Source organism: Mesorhizobium sp. (assembly GCF_017306585.1).
Classification (GTDB): domain Bacteria; phylum Pseudomonadota; class Alphaproteobacteria; order Rhizobiales; family Rhizobiaceae; genus Mesorhizobium.
Genome location: NZ_JAFKIC010000241.1, coordinates 1 through 18,475, shown reverse-complemented (window position 1 = coordinate 18,475; position 18,475 = coordinate 1). Strand labels below are relative to the sequence as shown.

16 protein-coding genes are annotated in these 18,475 nt (G+C 63.3%); 10 read left to right on the top strand and 6 right to left on the bottom strand.

Translation table 11 applies throughout. The annotated features are described in order from the left end of the window. Window positions 1-268 precede the first annotated feature (268 nt). The 4 genes from coaE to J0I79_RS29255 form a co-directional block, all read right to left on the bottom strand. Window positions 269-859, bottom strand: coding sequence for a dephospho-CoA kinase (gene coaE, locus J0I79_RS29270; RefSeq protein ID WP_292867617.1), 591 nt, complete (start codon window positions 857-859; stop codon window positions 269-271). Beyond that, complete coding sequence (locus J0I79_RS29265) at window positions 856-1,728, bottom strand: shikimate dehydrogenase (protein ID WP_292867614.1); 873 nt, start codon at window positions 1,726-1,728, stop codon at window positions 856-858. The genes coaE and J0I79_RS29265 overlap by 4 nt, the downstream gene beginning before the upstream one ends. Continuing rightward, complete coding sequence (locus J0I79_RS29260; protein WP_292867611.1) at window positions 1,721-2,320, bottom strand: Maf-like protein; 600 nt, start codon at window positions 2,318-2,320, stop codon at window positions 1,721-1,723. The genes J0I79_RS29265 and J0I79_RS29260 overlap by 8 nt, the downstream gene beginning before the upstream one ends. A 239-nt stretch (window positions 2,321-2,559) precedes the next feature. Then, window positions 2,560-3,381 carry a pyruvate, water dikinase regulatory protein gene (locus J0I79_RS29255; RefSeq protein ID WP_292867608.1) on the bottom strand — a complete coding sequence of 274 codons (822 nt, stop codon included), beginning with the start codon at window positions 3,379-3,381 and terminating at the stop codon, window positions 2,560-2,562. A gap of 403 nt (window positions 3,382-3,784) precedes the next feature. Between J0I79_RS29255 and hemE the strand changes: the two genes are divergently transcribed. The 4 genes from hemE (at window position 3,785) to J0I79_RS29235 (ending at window position 7,906) form a co-directional block, all read left to right on the top strand. Then, window positions 3,785-4,816: a uroporphyrinogen decarboxylase gene (hemE, locus tag J0I79_RS29250; protein WP_292867605.1), complete on the top strand. Its 1,032-nt coding sequence runs from the start codon at window positions 3,785-3,787 to the stop codon at window positions 4,814-4,816. After that, the gene (hemJ, locus tag J0I79_RS29245; protein WP_292867602.1) at window positions 4,816-5,361 is read left to right on the top strand and encodes a protoporphyrinogen oxidase HemJ; all 546 of its coding nucleotides are present in this window, start codon (window positions 4,816-4,818) and stop codon (window positions 5,359-5,361) included. Before hemE ends, hemJ begins: the two co-directional genes overlap by 1 nt. A 163-nt stretch (window positions 5,362-5,524) precedes the next feature. Continuing rightward, a complete protein-coding gene (rho, locus tag J0I79_RS29240; RefSeq protein WP_292867597.1) occupies window positions 5,525-6,790 on the top strand; it encodes a transcription termination factor Rho in 1,266 nt (421 codons plus the stop codon). Between the two features lie 195 nt (window positions 6,791-6,985). Beyond that, window positions 6,986-7,906 (top strand): EamA family transporter, encoded by a 921-nt coding sequence (locus J0I79_RS29235; RefSeq protein ID WP_292867594.1) that lies wholly within the window; start codon window positions 6,986-6,988, stop codon window positions 7,904-7,906. A gap of 11 nt (window positions 7,907-7,917) precedes the next feature. Here J0I79_RS29235 and J0I79_RS29230 read toward each other — a convergent pair whose 3' ends face one another. Beyond that, a complete protein-coding gene (locus J0I79_RS29230) occupies window positions 7,918-9,936 on the bottom strand; it encodes a thioredoxin domain-containing protein (RefSeq protein ID WP_292867591.1) in 2,019 nt (672 codons plus the stop codon). A 59-nt stretch (window positions 9,937-9,995) separates the two neighbouring features. Here J0I79_RS29230 and mnmE point away from each other — a divergent pair, with 59 nt between their 5' ends. The 6 genes from mnmE to J0I79_RS29200 all read left to right on the top strand — a co-directional run bounded on the left by mnmE (window position 9,996) and on the right by J0I79_RS29200 (window position 16,722). Then, window positions 9,996-11,324 carry a tRNA uridine-5-carboxymethylaminomethyl(34) synthesis GTPase MnmE gene (mnmE, locus tag J0I79_RS29225; protein ID WP_292867622.1) on the top strand — a complete coding sequence of 443 codons (1,329 nt, stop codon included), beginning with the start codon at window positions 9,996-9,998 and terminating at the stop codon, window positions 11,322-11,324. A 218-nt stretch (window positions 11,325-11,542) separates the two neighbouring features. After that, window positions 11,543-13,432, top strand: coding sequence for a tRNA uridine-5-carboxymethylaminomethyl(34) synthesis enzyme MnmG (gene mnmG, locus J0I79_RS29220; protein ID WP_292867588.1), 1,890 nt, complete (start codon window positions 11,543-11,545; stop codon window positions 13,430-13,432). Beyond that, complete coding sequence (gene rsmG, locus J0I79_RS29215; RefSeq protein ID WP_292867586.1) at window positions 13,429-14,061, top strand: 16S rRNA (guanine(527)-N(7))-methyltransferase RsmG; 633 nt, start codon at window positions 13,429-13,431, stop codon at window positions 14,059-14,061. Before mnmG ends, rsmG begins: the two co-directional genes overlap by 4 nt. A 54-nt stretch (window positions 14,062-14,115) precedes the next feature. Next, a complete protein-coding gene (locus tag J0I79_RS29210) occupies window positions 14,116-14,916 on the top strand; it encodes a ParA family protein (RefSeq protein ID WP_292867620.1) in 801 nt (266 codons plus the stop codon). Window positions 14,917-15,010: 94 nt separating this feature from the next. Further along, window positions 15,011-15,898 (top strand): ParB/RepB/Spo0J family partition protein, encoded by an 888-nt coding sequence (locus tag J0I79_RS29205; protein ID WP_292867583.1) that lies wholly within the window; start codon window positions 15,011-15,013, stop codon window positions 15,896-15,898. A 293-nt stretch (window positions 15,899-16,191) separates the two neighbouring features. Then, a complete protein-coding gene (locus J0I79_RS29200) occupies window positions 16,192-16,722 on the top strand; it encodes a dihydrofolate reductase family protein (RefSeq protein WP_292867580.1) in 531 nt (176 codons plus the stop codon). A gap of 469 nt (window positions 16,723-17,191) precedes the next feature. On the opposite strand, the gene holA is transcribed toward J0I79_RS29200, so the two are convergent. Next, on the bottom strand, window positions 17,192-18,235 hold the full coding sequence (gene holA / locus J0I79_RS29195) for a DNA polymerase III subunit delta (RefSeq protein ID WP_292867577.1): 1,044 nt from the start codon (window positions 18,233-18,235) through the stop codon (window positions 17,192-17,194). Window positions 18,236-18,475 lie beyond the last annotated feature (240 nt).

Genomic DNA, 18,475 nt, shown 5'->3' with positions numbered 1-18,475 from the left:
TCACAAAAGAAGACGGTCGGGCCCCAGCTCATCCACGGTATCGGCACCTGAGGGGCGACGGGCTCTCGACCGCCGCCACGGATCAGGCAACCACCTGGTCCGTGGCACCTCAATTATGCACGATTCCAAACACACAAGGGGTGTTCCAGTGAAATGAGATGTTGGAAACCCGCGCCGTGCGCTGCCGTCAAAGCGGCCGCCACGCTGGACCACCCCTCATCCGTCGCTTTCGGCGACACCTTCTCCCACAAGGGGAGAAGGGAAAGCCTCAGCGACCAGCGCCGGAAAGTTCGGCAATGATCGCATCGACCGCCGCTCTGGCCGCTTCAAGGCCGTTGCCGGTGTCGATGACGAAATCGGCCAGCTTTCGCTTTTCCGCGTCCGGAACCTGCTTGGCCAGAATCGACGCCAGTTTCTCCTCGCCCATGCCCGGCCGCGCCAGCACGCGTTGTCGCTGGACTTCGGCGGGTGCGGTCACGACCACGACCTTGTCGACACGACCGCGTCCGCCGGTTTCAAACAAAAGCGGTATGTCGAGCACGGCGATCGATTCGCCCGCGTTACGATGCCTCGCCAGGAAGGCGTCGGCATCGGCGCGGACCAGCGGATGGATGATCGCCTCAAGCTGTTTCAACGCGGCCGCGTCGCCAAGCACGCGGGCGCCAAGCTTTGCCCGGTCGACCACGCCACCGGCGGTGGTGCCGGGAAACGCAGCCTCGACCAGCGGCGCCGCCTTGCCGGCATAGAGTCGGTGCACCGTCTCGTCGGAATCGTGCACCGGCACGCCGGCATCGACGAACATTTTGGCCGTCGTCGACTTGCCCATGCCGATCGAGCCGGTGAGGCCGAGCACGATCATGTCCTGGCCACCGGAGAATGGGCTTCCGGAGATTTCGGCGCCAGGTCGGCGACGATGATCGCGCGCAGTTCAGCCGTGACCTTGGGCCTGACGCCGAACCAATGTTCGAAGCCCGGCACCGCCTGGTTGAGCAGCATGCCGAGCCCGTCGACCGTTCTCAGCCCGCGCGCCCGGGCCGCCGCAAGCAGCGGGGTCTCGAGCGGGACATAGACGATGTCATGGACCACGGCATGGCCGGGCAGCAGCGCCGGATCCGCCGGCAGGCCTTCATTGCCCTGCATGCCAAGCGCCGTTGTGTTGATGAGCAGGCCGGCATCGCGCAACAGTTCGGCGGTCGCGGCCGGCTCATGCGCCGAGATGCCGGCGCCGAAGCGGTCGCGCAGTTCGACGGCGCGGGCAAGCGTGCGGTTGACGATGCGGATGTCGCCGACGCCTCGCTCCTTCAGCGCGTGGATGACCGCGCGCGAAGCGCCGCCGGCGCCCAGCACCACGGCCGGGCCATTCGCCGCCCAGCCCGGCGCGTAGTCGTCGAGGTTGGCGGCAAAACCATGGGCGTCCGTGTTGCCGCCCCACAAGGCGCCGTCCTCGAACCACAGCGTGTTGACGGCGCCGATCTGGTCCGCCGCATGGTCGCGCCGAGCAACGCCGGCAAAGGCCGCTTCCTTGTGCGGAATGGTGACGTTGCCGCCGGCATAGCCATTCGCCTTCAGCCCCGCCAGGAACGCGGCGAAATCCTGCGGCGCGACATCGATGGCCTCATAGCTGCCGTCGATGCCGTGTTCGGCCAGCCAGTGGCCGTGGATTTTCGGCGACCGCGAATGTTTTATCGGATGGCCTGACACGAAGGCCTTCTTCGTTGCCTCAGCCATCGATCGCTCCCAGCGTGCGCAACTCCGCCAAAAGCGGCAGAAGCGGCAGGCCGACGATGGTGAAATGGTCGCCTTCAATCTTCTCGAACAGCTGGATGCCTTCGCCTTCGACCTGATAGGCGCCGACGCTGGCCAGCGCCTTTGCGCCGACGCGGGCGAGATGCCGGCCGATGAAGCCGGGATCGAGCTTGCGCATGGTCATGGAGGCGATGCCGACATGCCGCCACAACACCTTGCCGTCGCGCACCAGGACGGCGGCGCTGTTGAGCTGATGGGTCTTGCCCGACAGCGCCAGCAGGTGCCGGCGCGCGCCTTCCATGTCGGCCGGCTTGTGGAACACTTCGTCGCCCAGCGACAGCGTCTGGTCGCAGCCGAGCACCAGGGCGCCGGGCCGTCGCTCGCTCACCTCCGTGGCCTTGGCTTCCGCCAGCACCAGCGCGACATCCTCGGGCGAGGCGCCGCTGTCCTGCAAGGGGGCTTCGAGCGCGCGTTCGTCGAGCGTGGCCGGAACCGCCTCGATGTCGATGCCGGCATGTTCCAGCATCGCCTTGCGGAACGGGCTGCCGGAAGCGAGGATGATTTTTTCGGTCATGGTTGGTGCGCCTGTTACGCGTCTCGTGCGTCGTTAAGATGCTGGCTGAATAGGTTGCTCTCGGCCGCCATACCCCTTGGCTACTGCTCTCGACCGCTGGAGATTGGCGGAGACAATCCTCCCTTCGTCATCCTAGGGCGAAGCAAGGAGCGAAGCGACGCGGCGCAGACCCTAGGATCCATGCCGCGACTTTTCAAACTTCGCGGCGGTGGATGTCAGCAACGCGCCGCGCATTCCAATTATCTGTTCTTCCCCCGCAGGGCAACGATGGCCGCCGCCGTTTCCTCGATCGAGCGGCGGCTGACGTCGATCATCGGCCAGCCGTGCCGGGTGCAGATCTGGCGGGCATAGGCGAGTTCCTCGTTGATGGCGGCGCGATCGATATAGTCGGTCGGCACGAAGGCGCTCGAATTGCCGAGAATGCGGTTCTGGCGGACATGCGAGATGCGTTCGGCGGTGGCGATCAATCCGACGATCAGCGGCGTCTTGGCATTGATCAGGCTTTCGGGCACCGGCACGCCGAGCACGATCGGGATGTTGGCGGTCTTGATGCCGCGATTGGCGAGATAGATGCTGGTCGGCGTCTTGGACGTCCGCGAAATGCCGATCAGCACGATATCGGCATCGTCCATATTGGCCGGCAGTTGGCCGTCATCATGCTCCATGGTGAAGTTGAGCGCGTCGATGCGGCGGAAATATTCGGCGTCGAGCACGTGCTGGGCGCCGACGCGGCGGCCGGCCGGCGTGCCGAGATAGGACTGGAAAACCGTCAGCACCGGCTCCAGCACCGAAACACAAGGCAGGCCCATGGCCGCGCAGCGCTCGTCTATGCCGCGCGCCAGCTTCTGGTCGACGACCGTATAGAGAATAATGCCAGGCTCCTCCTCTATGTCCTCGAACACCTTGGCCACCTGCTTCTCCGTGCGGATGAGCGGATAGATGTGCTCGATGGCGCGCGCGTCCTTATACTGCGCCGAGGCCGCGCGGCCGGCGGCGAGCAGCGTTTCGCCCGTGGCGTCGGAAATCAGGTGCAGGTGGAAGAAGCTCTGGGGTTTGTTCACAGGGTTCACCTGGGGCTGTGGGCGGGTGTGGATAAGGCTGGATGAAATGACAGGCTGGCTCGGACCGACTGTATCAGATGGCAGGTTGTCCACAATTCGGTCCTCTGTCAGCTTCGCCGCCCGGCTGGGGACAAGTCCGTGGACAGAGTTTTTTGCTTTTCACCCATCCACAGGACGGGCTTTTTTACGAAGCCCCTAACGCTTTGACTCCGAAAGCGGATTCCGAGTTGTCCCCATAGCCTTGTATCCGGGATAAAGAAGCGCGCGACAAAATGCTGGCTGGCGTTTTGGCGACCGAAGCGGGACAGGTGACAACCACCACAACCAACAGACTCTTAGAATCAGAAGATTCTCTTGAAATAAGATATTTGATTAAAGGGAAGCCGGGAGAAGCGAGCGTTCCATGCCAGCACGACGGATCATGCTTGATGTCCTAAGAGGGGAGCAGTGCTTTCCGCCTCCGCTCTGGATGATGCGTCAGGCCGGGCGCTATCTTCCCGAATACAGGGAAACGCGCAGGCGGGCCGGTTCGTTCCTCGATCTCTGCTATGATCCCGACCTTGCCGTGGAAGTGACGCTGCAGCCGATCGAACGCTTCGGCTTCGACGCCTCGATCCTGTTCTCCGACATCCTTGTCGTTCCTCATGCGCTTGGCCGCGATGTGCGTTTCGAGGAGGGACGGGGACCACTGCTGACGCCGATCACGGCTGGTGAAATCGCGGCGCTCGGCAGCGATGTGTTTCACGTGAATCTCGAACCGGTCTACGAGACGGTGCGCAGGTTGCGGGCAAAGCTGCCTGATGAAACGACGCTGATCGGCTTCTGCGGCGCGCCATGGACGGTGGCGACTTATATGATCGCCGGCCATGGAACGCCCGACCAGGCGCCGGCAAGGCTGTTCGCCTATCGCGAGCCGGCGGCGTTTCTACAGCTACTGAAGGTGCTTGCCGATCATTCGGCTGCCTATCTGATCCGCCAGATCGAGGCCGGCGCCGATGTCGTCCAGATTTTCGATTCCTGGTCCGGCGTGCTCGACGATGCTTCTTTCGATCAGTTCTGCGTCCGGCCGGTAGCCGAGATCGTCAGACAGGTTCGGGCGGTCCATCCGGATGTTCCGATCATCGGCTTTCCGAAGGGCGCCGGCGCCCGCTACGAGAGCTATCGCCAAAGGACAGGGGTGACCGGGCTGGGGATCGACTGGACGGTGCCGCTGGAGACCGCGAAGGCGCTGCAGCGTTCGGGCGCCGTTCAGGGCAATCTCGATCCCTTGCGGCTCGTGGCTGGCGGCAAGGCGCTGTCGGATGGCGTCGATTCTATTTTGAAGGCACTGGGCGACGGGCCGCTGATCTTCAATCTCGGTCATGGCATTACGCCGGAGACACCGGTCGCCCATGTCGAGGCAATGGTGAAACAGGTTCGGAGCGCGGCACGCTGATGGCCCAGTCAAACAACACCAGCGGCACGAACAGCACCGGCCAGGCGATGATGCGTATGACCATTGGCATCGGCGTGCTGATCGTTCTCACGGCGCTTTTGTACTTCTTTGCGCCGGAGAGCTTTTATCCCTGGGCGAAGGCGATTCACATTCTCGGCGTCATCGCCTGGATGGCCGGCATGCTCTATTTGCCGCGGCTGTTCGTCTATCATGCCGACGCGGAAGAGGGATCGGTGCAGTCGGAGACGTTCAAGGTGATGGAGCGCCGGCTGCTGCGCGGCATCATCAATCCGGCGATGATCGTGACCTGGGTGTTCGGGCTGTGGATGGCCTGGAAGATCTTCGCGTTCCAGGGCGGCTGGCTGCACGCCAAGATCGGCCTGGTGCTCATTTTGTCTGGCATTCACGGCTATCTCGCTGGCGCGGTGCGCAAATTCGCCGAGGACCGCAACGAAAAACCGGCAAGGCACTGGCGGATCGTCAACGAGATCCCCACATTGCTAATGATCGCCATCGTGATCCTGGTTGTCGTGAAGCCCTTCTGAGGCAGCTTCAACCGTCCCAAAAGGCGGCTTGCTCTTTCAACCGACCGACGATAAAAGACGGGTCTTCCTTCCCGTCATGCGCCGCCCGTCATTGCTTTCGGCCGCGCCCGGCATTTGTCGCATTCCGCCGATTTTTTCCCAAAGCCTACCCAGAGTCTATCTAATGCAAGAAATGAAACTCGCCGAGTTCAAGAACAAGAAACCGCCAGAGCTGATCGCTTATGCCGAATCGCTCGAGGTCGCGAATGCCAGAGTAATGCGCAAGACGGAGCTGATGTTCGCGATCCTGAAGAAGCTGGCCGCCCAGGACGTCGAAATCATCGGCGACGGCGTGGTCGAGGTGCTGCAGGACGGTTTCGGCTTCCTGCGCTCGGCCAATGCCAACTACCTGCCGGGCCCCGACGATATCTATATCTCGCCTTCGCAGATCCGCCGCTTTTCGCTGAAGACCGGCGATACGGTCGAAGGTCCGATCCGTAGCCCGAAAGAGGGCGAGCGCTATTTCGCCCTGCTCAAGGTCAACACGATCAATTTCGACGATCCCGAAAAGATCCGCCACAAGATCCATTTCGACAATCTGACGCCGCTCTATCCGACCTCGCGGCTGAAGATGGAAGTCGACAACCCGACCAGCAAGGACATCTCGCCTCGCGTGATCGATCTGGTTGCGCCGATCGGCAAGGGCCAGCGCGCGCTGATCAACGCGCAGCCGCGCACCGGTAAGACGGTGCTGCTGCAGAACATCGCGCATTCGATCACCGCCAATCATCCGGAATGCTACCTGATCGTGCTTCTGATCGACGAGCGGCCGGAGGAAGTGACCGACATGCAGCGCTCGGTGAAAGGCGAGGTGATTTCCTCGACCTTCGACGAGCCGGCTGTGCGCCACGTCCAGGTCGCGGAAATGGTCATCGAAAAGGCCAAGCGCCTGGTCGAGCATGGCCGTGATGTCGTCATCCTGCTCGATTCGATCACTCGCCTCGGCCGCGCCTACAACACCGTCGTGCCGTCATCCGGCAAGGTGCTGACCGGCGGTGTCGACGCCAACGCGTTGCAGCGGCCGAAGCGCTTCTTCGGCGCCGCCCGCAACATCGAGGAAGGCGGCTCGCTGACGATCATCGCCACGGCGCTGATCGATACCGGCAGCCGCATGGACGAAGTCATCTTCGAAGAGTTCAAGGGCACCGGTAACTGCGAAATCCAGCTCGACCGCAAGGTGGCCGACAAGCGCATCTATCCGGCGATCGACATCCTGAAGTCCGGCACCCGCAAGGAAGACCTTCTGGTGTCGCGCCAGGATTTGCAGAAGATCTTCGTGCTGCGCCGCATCCTGGCGCCGATGGGAACCACAGACGCGATCGAGTTCCTCATCGATAAGCTCAAGCAGACCAAGACCAATGGCGACTTCTTCGATTCGATGAACACCTGACGGTCTGTCCGGAACTTCCGGACCAGCATCCAGCCCCATTCCGGAGAACCCGGGGTGGGGCTTTTTGCTGCCGCCGATCGGGTCGCATTCGCAACAGTGAGCGGCTTTATGCGTCGGTGGATCGGGTCAGTGCCGTGCGATGCTTGGCTTCGATCCTGGCTTGTTCCCGGGATTCCATGCCAGAGGTGAAGCAGTTTGAAGAAAACCATCCCGACCCTTGTCGGCTTTTCGGCCATCCTGACGTGGTCGTTCCTGGCGCTGCTCTCGACCGCCGCGGGGCCAATCCCGCCTTTTCAGCTGGCGGCAATGACGTTTTTTCTCGGTGCGCTCGTCGGGGCGGCCAGCTGGATTTTCCGGCCGGGTGCGATCCGCTCGTTGAGGCAGCCGTGGAAGGTCTGGGCGACAGGGGTTGCGGGGCTGTGCATCTACCATTGCGCCTATTTCTTCGCGATCCAGTCGGCGCCGCCGGTCGAGGTCAGCCTGATCGCCTATCTCTGGCCGCTGCTGATCGTTGTCTTCGCCGCCTTCCTGCCGGGTGAAAAGCTCAAGGCGCATCATGTCGTCGGCGTCGTTCTTGGCCTTGCCGGCGCGATCGTGGTGATCACCAAGGGGGGCAATGTCGGACTGGCGAACGGGGTAATGAAGGGCCATGTCATCGCGCTGTTCTGCGCCTTCATCTGGGCAGGTTATTCCGTGCTGTCGCGCCGGTTCGGCGAGGTGCCGACCGATGTCGTGGCGGGCTACTGCTTCATCACGGCGGTCGTCGCTTTGGGACTGCACCTCACCCTGGAGACGACGGTCTGGCCACAGACAGGGATGCAATGGGGCGCCATCGTCGTGCTTGGCGCCATTCCGCTGGGCGCGGGTTTCTATGCCTGGGACTATGGCTGCAAGCGCGGGGACATTATGATCCTGGGCGCACTGTCCTATGCGGCGCCGCTGTTTTCGGTGATCGTGCTGCTGCTCGCCGGCTTTGGCGTGTTCCACTGGTCGGTGGGGCTGGCCTGCATCCTCATCATCGTGGGCGCGTTGATTGCCGCCAAGGATTTGCTGCTCAAACCCCGGCAGGAGGCCACGCCGCTCGATGCGCCTTCTGCTTCCGTGTCGTCGGGCTGAGGCGAACCGATCTACCGGCGGCGCAGCAGCCGGTCCAGTTCCTGCGGATCGGTCACGGCGGGGAGACAGACCTGGCCGGTGCAAAGCCAGGCGCCAGGCCGATTGGTCGGAGGCAGAATCCCGCCCGGCAGCAAGGGTCGATTCGCCACCGTACCGATCGGCACGACAATATCGACACGGCGCGGGTCAGGGTTTCGATTCGCGACCGGAACGAGCGTTGGATATTCCTGCCTATCCACGATGACGAGTTTCAGCGGCTCGATGGCAAGCGCGCAGGCGTTGACGATGCCTGTCTGGCCGTAGGACTGGTGCGCGGCGCGGCCGGCGGCGTGCTCGGCGATCGTCCATGCTCTTTCATGCAGGTCGAGATCGCCGGTGACCGAGGCCAATCGCACCAGCGCCTCGATGATCTGGCTGGTGGCCGACGCAATGGCTTCGTCGACATCGCCCCGGATACGGATCGGCACATCGGTGCTGTCGGAGGCGGTCAGGTAGTAACCGGTTCCAGCAGCGTCGGCGTGCCAGTGGTCGAGCTGTTCGATGAACCGGCCGGCCTGATCGACATAGCTCCACTCGCCTGATGCTTCGAACAGGGCGATGGCGGCGTTCGTCATCGCTGCATAGTCGCTCGAAAGCGCCGAAAACAGCTTTTTCGCGCCCAACATGGAGTGCGGCAGGCGGCCGTCGTGGCTAGCCCCGCTGATATGAGCGAAGGCCTTCGCCGCCGCTTCGATCCAGTCGGGCCGCGCCAGGGAACGGCCGGCCTCGGCAAGGGCGGCGATCATCTGGCCGTTCCAGTCGGTGAGGGCCTTGGCATCGAGGCCTGGCCGCACCCGATCCTCCCGGGCCGCGAGCAGCCTTGCCTTGAGCGGCACCAGCCGATCGTGGTCGGTGATATCAAGGGCTTGCTGGGCACGACTTTGGTGGATGACGGGCTTACCTTCCCAGCCATGCGGGCTGGAAAGCGTGAAGTGTTTGAAAAACATGGTGGAATCGTGAACGAGGGCGGTTTCCACCTCACCCTGGGTCCAGGTGTAGAAAAGACCTTCCTCGCCGTCGCTGTCGGCATCAAGGCTGGCGGCAAAGGCGCCGCCATCGACCTGCATTTCGCGCAGCAGCCAGGCGACCGTCTCTTCGATTCGTATCCGGAACAAATCGTTGCCGGTTGCCGCATAGGCCCAGTTGCAGGAGCGGATGAGCGCCGCATTGTCATAGAGCATCTTCTCGAAATGCGGCACCAGCCACTCGGCATCCGTCGAATAGCGGCTGAGCCCGCCACCGATATGATCGTAGATGCCGCCGGCCAGCATATGTTCGAGGCTGATGAGAACGTCATCGCGATGGGCGGCGTTGCCGTCGCGCAGCCAGGACAGCCAGAGCGTCTGCATGAAAGGCGCGTTCGGAAACTTTGGCGCGCCACGCAGGCCGCCAAGGTCGCGGTCGATCATGCCGTCGATGCGGCCGGCGAGATCGGACAGCGTGTCGCGATCGAGAAGCGCCCTGGCATGCGAACCGGCAAGGCGCGTCTCGACATGGGAGGTCAGACCGTCGGCGCTCTGGTTGAGGCTCGCCCGCTTCTCGCGCCAAGCTTTGTCGACGGCCTCCATCACCTGGATGAATCCCGGGCGACCGTAACGCGGCTCACGCGGAAAATAGGTGCCGCCCCAGAACGGCTTGCCGTCCGGGGTCAGGAACATGGTCAGTGGCCAGCCGCCCTGCTCGCCCATCGAAGAGAGCGCGGCCATGTAGATCTGGTCGATGTCGGGACGCTCCTCGCGGTCGACCTTGATATTGACGAACAGACGGTTCATGACGGCCGCGACATCGTCGTTTTCGAAGCTCTCATGCGCCATGACATGGCACCAGTGGCAGGCGGCATAACCGATCGACAGCAGGATCGGCTTGTCCAGGGCCCTGGCCTCTTCGAGCGAAGCCGGCGACCAGGCCCGCCAATGGACGGGATTGCCGCTGTGCTGCTGCAGATAGGGGCTGGCCTCTTCGGCAAGCAGGTTTTGCGCGGGCAATGTCAATGGATGCAACTCGCTTCGATTTGATGTCAAAGGCTAGGGCGGTTCAGCAGGACGGGCAAATGATTTCAGGCGGTTCGATCGTGGCGCTGTCGAGTGGCCGGCTTCCAGCCGGCGTCGCCGTGCTGCGGATTTCGGGCCCACAGACTCGATTCGTAGTCGAAACAATTGCAGGCGGCATGGTTAAAGAGCGTTCGGCGGTCCTGCGCAGGTTCCGGGCGCTGGATGGAGCCGTACTGGACAGCGGCCTTGTCATCTTCTTTCCAGGTCCGGCAAGCTTCACCGGGGAGGATGTCGCCGAGTTTCACGTCCATGGCGGGCGCGCCGTGGTGGCCAGGATGCTGGAGACGATCGCCGGTTTCGATGGGGTGAGGCATGCGGAACCGGGCGAGTTCACCCGCCGTGCCTTTCTCAACGGCAAGGTCGATCTGGTCGAGACCGAAGCGCTGGCGGATCTCGTCAACGCCGAGACCGAAGCGCAGCGGCGTTTTGCGATCCACAATGCCGAAGGCGTGCAGAGCGATCTCTATTTGTCTTGGCGCACGCGGCTGATCCATGCCCGCGCAATGATTGAGGCCGAGATCGACTTCGCCGACGAGGATGATGTGCCGGGTTCCGTTTCGGATACGGTTTGGTCCGACGTAAAGACGATGATCGGCGAGATCGATCGCCATGTTGCCGGTTTTCATGCCGCTGAGATCATCCGCGACGGCTTCGAGGTGGTGATTCTTGGCGCACCGAACGCGGGCAAGTCCAGCCTGTTCAACGCCTTGGCGCGTCGGGATGCTGCTATTGTAACAGATGAGCCCGGCACGACGCGTGACCTGCTCGAGGTGGTGCTGGATCTGGGGGGATTGCGTGTCAGGCTGACGGATACTGCCGGCCTGCGTGAGGCGGCAGGAAAAGTCGAGGCGATCGGTATCGAGAAAGCGATGGCCAAGGCGGATCGTGCCGATCTCGTGCTGCTTCTGGAGGATATGGCGACACCGAAGGCCGTTGGTCCGCTCCCCGGCGCGCAGCCCGCGTTGCGCGTCGGGACAAAGTTCGACCTGGTGAGCAGCTCTGCCACGCCGGATACAGTGGTACGTTATGACCTCGTGATTTCGACCGTGGATGGCGCCGGGGTGGAGGCTTTGCTTGCCGAAATCGGCAAGCGCGCGGCGAGCGCGGCGGGCAGTATCGGGGATGTGCTGCCATCGCGGCTGCGCCATGTGGAGTTGCTTGGCGAGACGAGCCGCCATCTTGTTCGGACGATGGACAGTTCGGCCGGGCAGGAGTTGCGTGCCGAAGAGCTGCGGCTTGCCGCGGATCGCCTGGGGCGGATTGTCGGCGCGGTTGACGTCGAGGATTTGCTGGATGTCATCTTCACGCAGTTCTGCATCGGTAAGTGACTCACGTGAAACATTTTTGTCCCCGAAAGATCGGCGTGACTCACGTGAAACACTGCTGCGACAGGGTGTCCGCTCGCGATGCGCACTGACTCACGTGAAACACCGCTGCCAGGTTTCTCGCGGCTGTTTCACGTGAAACTTGCCGCGAAGTTTCCTTGACACCGTCGCTTCGCGGGGACATGTGTCCGTCAATCTTTGAGTCCTGGGAATTTTTGGAAATGACCGATCACTATGATGTCGTTGTGGTGGGCGGAGGCCATGCCGGTTGCGAGGCGGCAAGCGCTGCGGCGCGGGCCGGCGCCCGCACGGCATTGGTGACTTTGCGTTTCGATACGATCGGCGTCATGTCGTGCAACCCGGCCATCGGCGGGCTCGGCAAAGGTCATCTGGTGCGCGAGATCGACGCCATGGACGGCCTGATGGGCCGCGTGGCGGATGCCGCCGGCATCCAGTTCCGCTTGCTAAATCGCCGCAAGGGTCCGGCAGTGCGCGGCCCGCGCACCCAGGCAGACCGCAAGCTCTATCGCCTTGCCATGCAGGAAGCGATTCGGCAGCAGAACGATCTCGACGTGGTCGAAGGCGAGGTTCTCGATTTCGACATCAGGGAAGGCCGGATCTCCGGTGTGCTCCTGGCGGATGGACGCCGGCTCGACTGCGGCGCGGTGGTGCTGACGACCGGAACCTTCCTGCGCGGGCTCATCCATATCGGCGAGAAGAAGATTGTCGCCGGCCGCATGAACGAGCAGGCAAGCATGGGGCTTTCCGCAACGATGGACAGGGCCGGATTCAGGCTCGGTCGCCTGAAGACAGGCACGCCGCCACGGCTGGACGGCCGGACCATCGACTGGGCTTCGCTGGAGAGCCAGGCGGCGGACGAGAACCCGGTGCCGTTCTCGCTGATGACCGACCGTATCACCACGCCGCAGATCGATTGCGGCATCACGCGCACCACCGCCGCGACGCATGAGCTGATCCGCGCCAATCTTGGCCGTTCCGCCATGTATTCCGGTTCGATCGAAGGCGTCGGGCCACGCTACTGCCCATCGATCGAGGACAAGATCGTCAAGTTCGGCGACCGCGACGGGCACCAGATCTTTCTCGAACCGGAGGGGCTTGATGACCCCACGGTCTATCCGAACGGCATTTCGACCTCGCTGCCGCAGGACGTCCAGCTCGACATATTGAAGACGATCCCCGGTCTGGAGCGCGCCGCCATGCTGCAGCCCGGCTATGCCATCGAGTACGACCATGTCGATCCGCGCGAACTCGACCAGACGCTGGAAACCAGGCGTGTCGCCGGTCTTTTCCTCGCCGGGCAGATCAACGGCACGACGGGCTATGAAGAGGCCGCCGGGCAGGGATTGCTCGCCGGCCTCAACGCGGCGCGGCGGGCTGGCGGTGGCGAGCAGATCGTGCTCAGCCGCACCGAGGCCTATATCGGCGTCATGGTCGACGACCTGACCAGCCGCGGCATCAGCGAGCCCTACCGCATGTTTACCTCGCGAGCGGAATTCCGGCTGTCGCTGCGCGCCGACAATGCGGACGAGCGGCTTACGCCATTGGCGGCGCGGCTGGGGATTGCTTCGGAGCGGCGCATAGAGCGCTATGGCGAGGTCACGCGGCGGCTCGATGAGGCGCGGGAACTGGCGAACTCCTTGACGATGACACCGAACGAAGCCGCGCGGCACGGGCTCGAGATCAACAGGGATGGTGTGCGCCGCTCGGCTTATGAGTTGCTGGCCTATCCCTCGGTCGATATCGCATGGCTTGCCGCGATCGATTCCCGGTTCGGCGGGATCGATGCCAAGACCGCCGAGCGTCTCGAAACGGAAGCGAAATATTCGGTGTATCTCGAGCGCCAAAAGACTGACGTCGCACAGATCCGGCATGAGGAGAGTCGGCTGATTCCGGAGGATGTCGACTTCGCCAACGTGCCTGGGCTGTCCAACGAGCTGAAGCAGAAGATGCAGGCGCGGCGGCCTCGTTCGATCGCGGACGCGCAGCGCATGGAAGGCATGACGCCGGCGGCCCTGGCAATCATTGTCGCGCATGTCCGACATCATGAGGGCGCTCAAAGGCGCCAGAGCGAACAAAGAGATGTTGCGTGAGTTCTTTTTCCCAGGAGAGCCTGCAGGAGGCCGCCGGCCCGGTTTCACGTGAAACATTCGATCGGCTGGTAGCTTTCGAAGCCATGTTCCAGAAGTGGAACTGCAGCATAAATCTCGTCGCCCAGTCGACGTCGAACGACGTCTGGCAGCGCCACATACTGGACAGCGCGCAACTGGCGCGCATCGAACCCGAGGCCAAGCACTGGGTCGACATCGGCTCGGGCGGCGGATTCCCCGGCCTGGTCATGGCTTTTCTGCTCGCCGAGCGCGAAGGCGCCAGCATCGACCTGGTTGAGAGCAACCGGAAGAAAGCGTCGTTCCTGCAGGCCGTGATCGGTCAGTTCGGTCTGGCCGCCCGGGTCGTGGCGAGGCGCATCGAGGACAGCCATGCCCTTGTTTCAAAGCCGCAAATCGTCACGGCGCGAGCGCTTGCGTCGCTTTCGGTCCTGCTCGACCTGACGGCGCCATGGCTGACGGCGGGAGCGCGCGGCCTCTTCCACAAAGGCCGGGATTATCGCGCCGAAGTGCAAGAAAGCGTTAACCGATGGGCCTTCGATCTGGTAGAACATCCGAGCATGACCGACCCCCAGGGCGTCATCCTCGAATTGTCCAATGTGCGAGCCCGCTGATCGGTTGCTTGCACCGATCTCGGCGACCCAAACATGAATTACTCGCCTAAACCCATGCTGCAGACTGGCCCCCGAATCATCACCGTAGCCAACCAGAAGGGCGGCGTCGGCAAGACGACCACCGCCATCAATCTGGCCACCGCGCTGGCGGCAATCGGCGAGAAAGTGCTGATCGTCGATCTCGACCCGCAAGGCAATGCCAGCACCGGCCTCGGCATCGACCGCAAGGATCGCACCACCTCGTCCTATGATGTGCTGACCGGTGAGCTCGACCTTGAAGCCGCCGCCGTGCCGACGGCCGTGCCCGGCCTGTCGATCGTGCCGTCGACGCTCGACCTGCTCGGCATTGAGATGGAGATCGCCTCGGCGACTGACCGGGTGCTCAAGCTGCGCAACGCGCTGCGCGCCGCGACCGAGCGCGGCGCGCCGTTCGGCTATGTGCTGATCGATTGCCCGCCTTCGCTCAATCTCTTGACATTGAATTCAATGGCGGCGGCCGATTCCGTTCTCGTGCCGCTGCAATGCGAGTTTTTCGCGCTGGAAGGCCTGAGCCAGCTGCTCGAGACGGTCGACCAGGTGCGCCGCTCGATCAATCCGGAGCTCACTATCCAGGGCATCGTGCTGACCATGTATGACGGGCGCAACAACCTGGCCCACCAGGTGGTGCAGGATGTGCGCGCCCATATGGGCGACAAGGTTTACGAGACCATCATTCCGCGCAATGTGCGGGTGTCCGAGGCGCCGTCCTACGGCAAGCCGGCGATTCTCTATGACCTCAAATGCTCGGGCAGCCAGGCCTATCTGCAACTGGCCTCCGAGGTGATCCGCCGCGAGCGCAAATTGCGCGCTGCCTGATTAGGCGGCGCGCATAGTGAACAGCCGATTCGATACCGAAACGATCTGAAGACGAAACCATCTGAAGACTTGGATCCGAAGACTTGGAATTGAGATGAGCGAAGACCTTTCGAGAAAAAGACTGGGCCGCGGGCTCGCGGCATTGATCGGCGAGATCGACCGCCCGGCGGCCCCTGAAAAGCTCGGCATGAGCGCAGACGGCAAGGTGCCGATCGAGTTTCTCAGCCCCAACCCGAAGAATCCGCGCCGGCACTTTGGCGAAGCCGAGCTTACCGATCTGGCGCAATCGATCCGCGAGCATGGCGTGGTGCAGCCGGTGGTGGCGCGTCCGTCGCCGGCCCAGGCCGGCCGCTACGAGATCATCGCCGGCGAACGCCGCTGGCGCGCCGCGCAACGCGCCGGCCTGACCGAAATTCCGGTCATCGTGCGCGAGGTCAATGACCGCACGGCGCTCGAACTGGCGATCATCGAAAACGTGCAGCGCGCCGACCTCAACGCGGTCGAGGAAGCGCTCGGCTATCAGCAGCTGATCGACGACCACGGCTATACCCAGGCCGATCTCGGCCAGGTGATCGGCAAGAGCCGCAGCCATGTCGCCAACACGCTGCGGCTGCTGAAGCTGCCCGACGTGATCCGCGACATGCTGGTCGACGGCGCGCTGTCGGCGGGTCATGCGCGCACGCTGGTGACGGCTGAGGATCCGGCCGGCCTTGCCAAGCGCATCGTCGAGGAGGGACTTTCGGTGCGCCAGGCCGAAGCGCTGGCGCAGATGCCGGCGAACGGCGGCTCGAATGGCGCCAAGGCCGCTCCGGCTCCCGCCGCCGACAAGGATGCCGACACGCTGGCGCTGGAGAAACTCCTGACCGACACCACGGGCATGATCGTGTCGATCGATCACAAGGGCAAGGGCGGCACGCTGCGCGTCGCCTATCGAAGCCTGGAGCAGCTCGACGAGCTCTGCCGCAGGTTGAAGCAGGACTAGCAGGTTCTTGCGCTGAAAAGAAAAGTAGCCGGCGAATAAAGTTCCGGCGAAAGATGAAGTGGAAGGGTCAGCCGCCGTGCTGGCCCTTTTTTGTTGTCGGCATTGGCCGCTCCCGAGCGTGAACCGCAACGGAAGGAACCGGGAGCGCGCGGAGGAACAGTCCGAGATGTGCTTGAGAACCGCGGCGGTGACACCATCTGGCACCAGCGAGGCCGCCGCCGGATTGTAACCCACCTTGTTTCTGCATAGCGTCGGCCCACAGCTTTACTTGCGACCGGGAGGAGGCCTGCAGCATGGCGAAGCTTGTTTTCGCGTTGAACCAGTCGCTCGACGGCTATGTCGACCACACCGCATTTGGCCCCGATGCCGTGCTGTTTCGCCATTTTATCGACGATGTGCGCGGGCTGGCCGGCACGGTCTATGGCCGCCGCATGTATGAGGTGATGCGTTATTGGGACGATGACCGTCCGGAATGGGGCGAGACGGAGCGCGACTATGCGGCGGCGTGGCGCAGCCAGCCGAAATGGGTCGTGTCGCGGTCGCTGACATCCGTCGGCCCGAACGCCACTCTCATCGCCGATGACGTCGAGGCGGCGATACGCGGGCTGAAGGCTGGGCTGGATGGCGAGATCGAGGTTTCCGGACCAGAACTGGCGGGAAGCCTCACCGACCTCGGCCTCGTCGATGAATACCGGCTCTACCTTCATCCGGTCGTGCTCGGCCGGGGCAAGCCGTTGTTCGCCGGCCCACGGCCGCGCTTGCGGCTGGTGGCGAGCGATCGAATTGGCGACGACGTGATCCGGTTGACCTACGTTCCGGCTTAGTCACGCGAACGGCGGGGCGCTTATCGCTATACCAGCCGGCTGCTCTCGATAGCGATGCCGAGCAGCGCCTGGCGTGCCAGCGGCACCGAAAGATCCGGGCGCCGCCGTGTCTGCAGCACGGCTGACTGCAAGTGTTTCCAGCGCACGGGTAAGCACTTCGCCGTCCAACGCTCCAGAGCGTTATTCCGTTAGACGTCCGCATCCTCGCGGGCATTGTTGCTGGTCATAAGTTTGGAGCGAACGAGCCAGACCGAGATAATGATTGCAAGGATAGGGCTCCCCACAAACGTAATGTTGTCCATCTCCCGGCTGAGGGGGAATAGCCAGACCAAGCGCCAGAAAAGCCAAGTTAGAAACAGACTAAAAAAGAAACCTATAACAATTTTCTTTGCCATCATTCCCCCGTATCGCGAACTCTGCGGTGATCTTGCTCACTCTAAACGAGTGGAACAGCTTGTTCGCGCAAATCCTACCTCTGCGCCAGTCTCGCACTTTCCACCGCAATACCAAGCAGCGCCTGGCGTGCGAGCGGCACCGAAAGATCCGGGCGCTTGCGCGTCTGCAGCACGGCCTGATGCAGCCGGTTCAGCGCGCGGCCGAGCGCCTCGCTGCTCCAGCGCTCCAGCGTCTTCTCCACCAGCTTGCGGCGCGAGAAGAAGACCGGCGGGCGGGCGGCAGCGACCACGGAAGCGGCATTGCGGCCGCCCGATTCCATCTGGCCGCGCATGACCTGGATCTGCTGCAACTGCCGCATGGCGGAGGACAGAACCAGGAAGGGCGGGCCGCCGCCCTGGCAGTGACGGGTGAAGGCGGTGTCGAAGTCGCCGATCTTGCCTTCGAGCAGCGCGTCGACCGCGTCGTCGAAGGAAGCGCCGGACACGTCACCCGAGGTGGCGCGCACCTCTTCCAGTCCGATCTCCTTCTGGCCATGGGCGTAGAGGACAAGCTTTTCGATCTCGCCGCGCGAAGCCAGCCGGTCGCCGCCGAGATTGCGGCGCAGCGCCTGCCTGGCTTCCAGCGTCATCGACATGCCGGCCTTGCGCAATTCGTCGTCGATCACCGTGTCGATGTCCCGGGCCTCGTCGGCGTAGCATGGCAGCGCCATGGCGTTGTCGGCGCCCTCGACCACGGCGCGCAGCCCGACGCCTTTCTTCAGGTCTCCGGCCTCGATGAGGATGATCGCGTCGCGCGCGGGCTCCGAAGTCAGCGCCTTGACGTCGTCGGCCAGCGCTTTCTGGCCGGTGGCGTTGCGCACCCAGAGCAGGCGGCGATCGGAAAACATCGGCACGGTGCGGGCTTCGTCGAGCAGCCGGCCTTCGTCGCGGTCGACCTCCGAGCCTTCGAGCCTGACCACGGAGAACGGATCGTCGAGCGGCAGGCCGGTCTTCGCGGCGAAGGCTTTGGCGCGTTCGGAAACGAGGCCGCGATCGGGGCCATAAAGCAGGACGATGGAGATGCGCGGATCGGGCTTCGCCAACCAGCCATCGACCTCGAATGCTTTCTTCTGTGCCATGCAGGGGTGGTTAGCATGATGCGGGGGTGGAGTGAACGGTGGAGAGCGACCGTTCTTCCCCTTCTCCCCTTGTGGGAGAAGGTGTCGCCGCAGGCGACGGATGAGGGGTGCTCCAGGGAATTCCTGCGTCTCACTCCGCTGGAACACCCCTTGTGTGTTTGGAATCGTGCATAATTGAGGTGCCACGGACCAGGTGGTTGCCTGATCCGTGGCGGCGGTCGAGAGCCCGTCGCCCCTCAG

Coding starts and splice junctions, on each gene's coding strand:
- coaE (WP_292867617.1), bottom strand. CDS start 859: ATGATCGTGCTCGGCCTCACCGGCTCGATCGGCATGGGCAAGTCGACG.
- J0I79_RS29265 (WP_292867614.1), bottom strand. CDS start 1,728: ATGGCTGAGGCAACGAAGAAGGCCTTCGTGTCAGGCCATCCGATAAAA.
- J0I79_RS29260 (WP_292867611.1), bottom strand. CDS start 2,320: ATGACCGAAAAAATCATCCTCGCTTCCGGCAGCCCGTTCCGCAAGGCG.
- hemE (WP_292867605.1), top strand. CDS start 3,785: ATGCCAGCACGACGGATCATGCTTGATGTCCTAAGAGGGGAGCAGTGC.
- hemJ (WP_292867602.1), top strand. CDS start 4,816: ATGGCCCAGTCAAACAACACCAGCGGCACGAACAGCACCGGCCAGGCG.
- rho (WP_292867597.1), top strand. CDS start 5,525: ATGCAAGAAATGAAACTCGCCGAGTTCAAGAACAAGAAACCGCCAGAG.
- mnmE (WP_292867622.1), top strand. CDS start 9,996: ATGATTTCAGGCGGTTCGATCGTGGCGCTGTCGAGTGGCCGGCTTCCA.
- mnmG (WP_292867588.1), top strand. CDS start 11,543: ATGACCGATCACTATGATGTCGTTGTGGTGGGCGGAGGCCATGCCGGT.
- J0I79_RS29210 (WP_292867620.1), top strand. CDS start 14,116: ATGCTGCAGACTGGCCCCCGAATCATCACCGTAGCCAACCAGAAGGGC.
- J0I79_RS29205 (WP_292867583.1), top strand. CDS start 15,011: ATGAGCGAAGACCTTTCGAGAAAAAGACTGGGCCGCGGGCTCGCGGCA.
- J0I79_RS29200 (WP_292867580.1), top strand. CDS start 16,192: ATGGCGAAGCTTGTTTTCGCGTTGAACCAGTCGCTCGACGGCTATGTC.
- holA (WP_292867577.1), bottom strand. CDS start 18,235: ATGGCACAGAAGAAAGCATTCGAGGTCGATGGCTGGTTGGCGAAGCCC.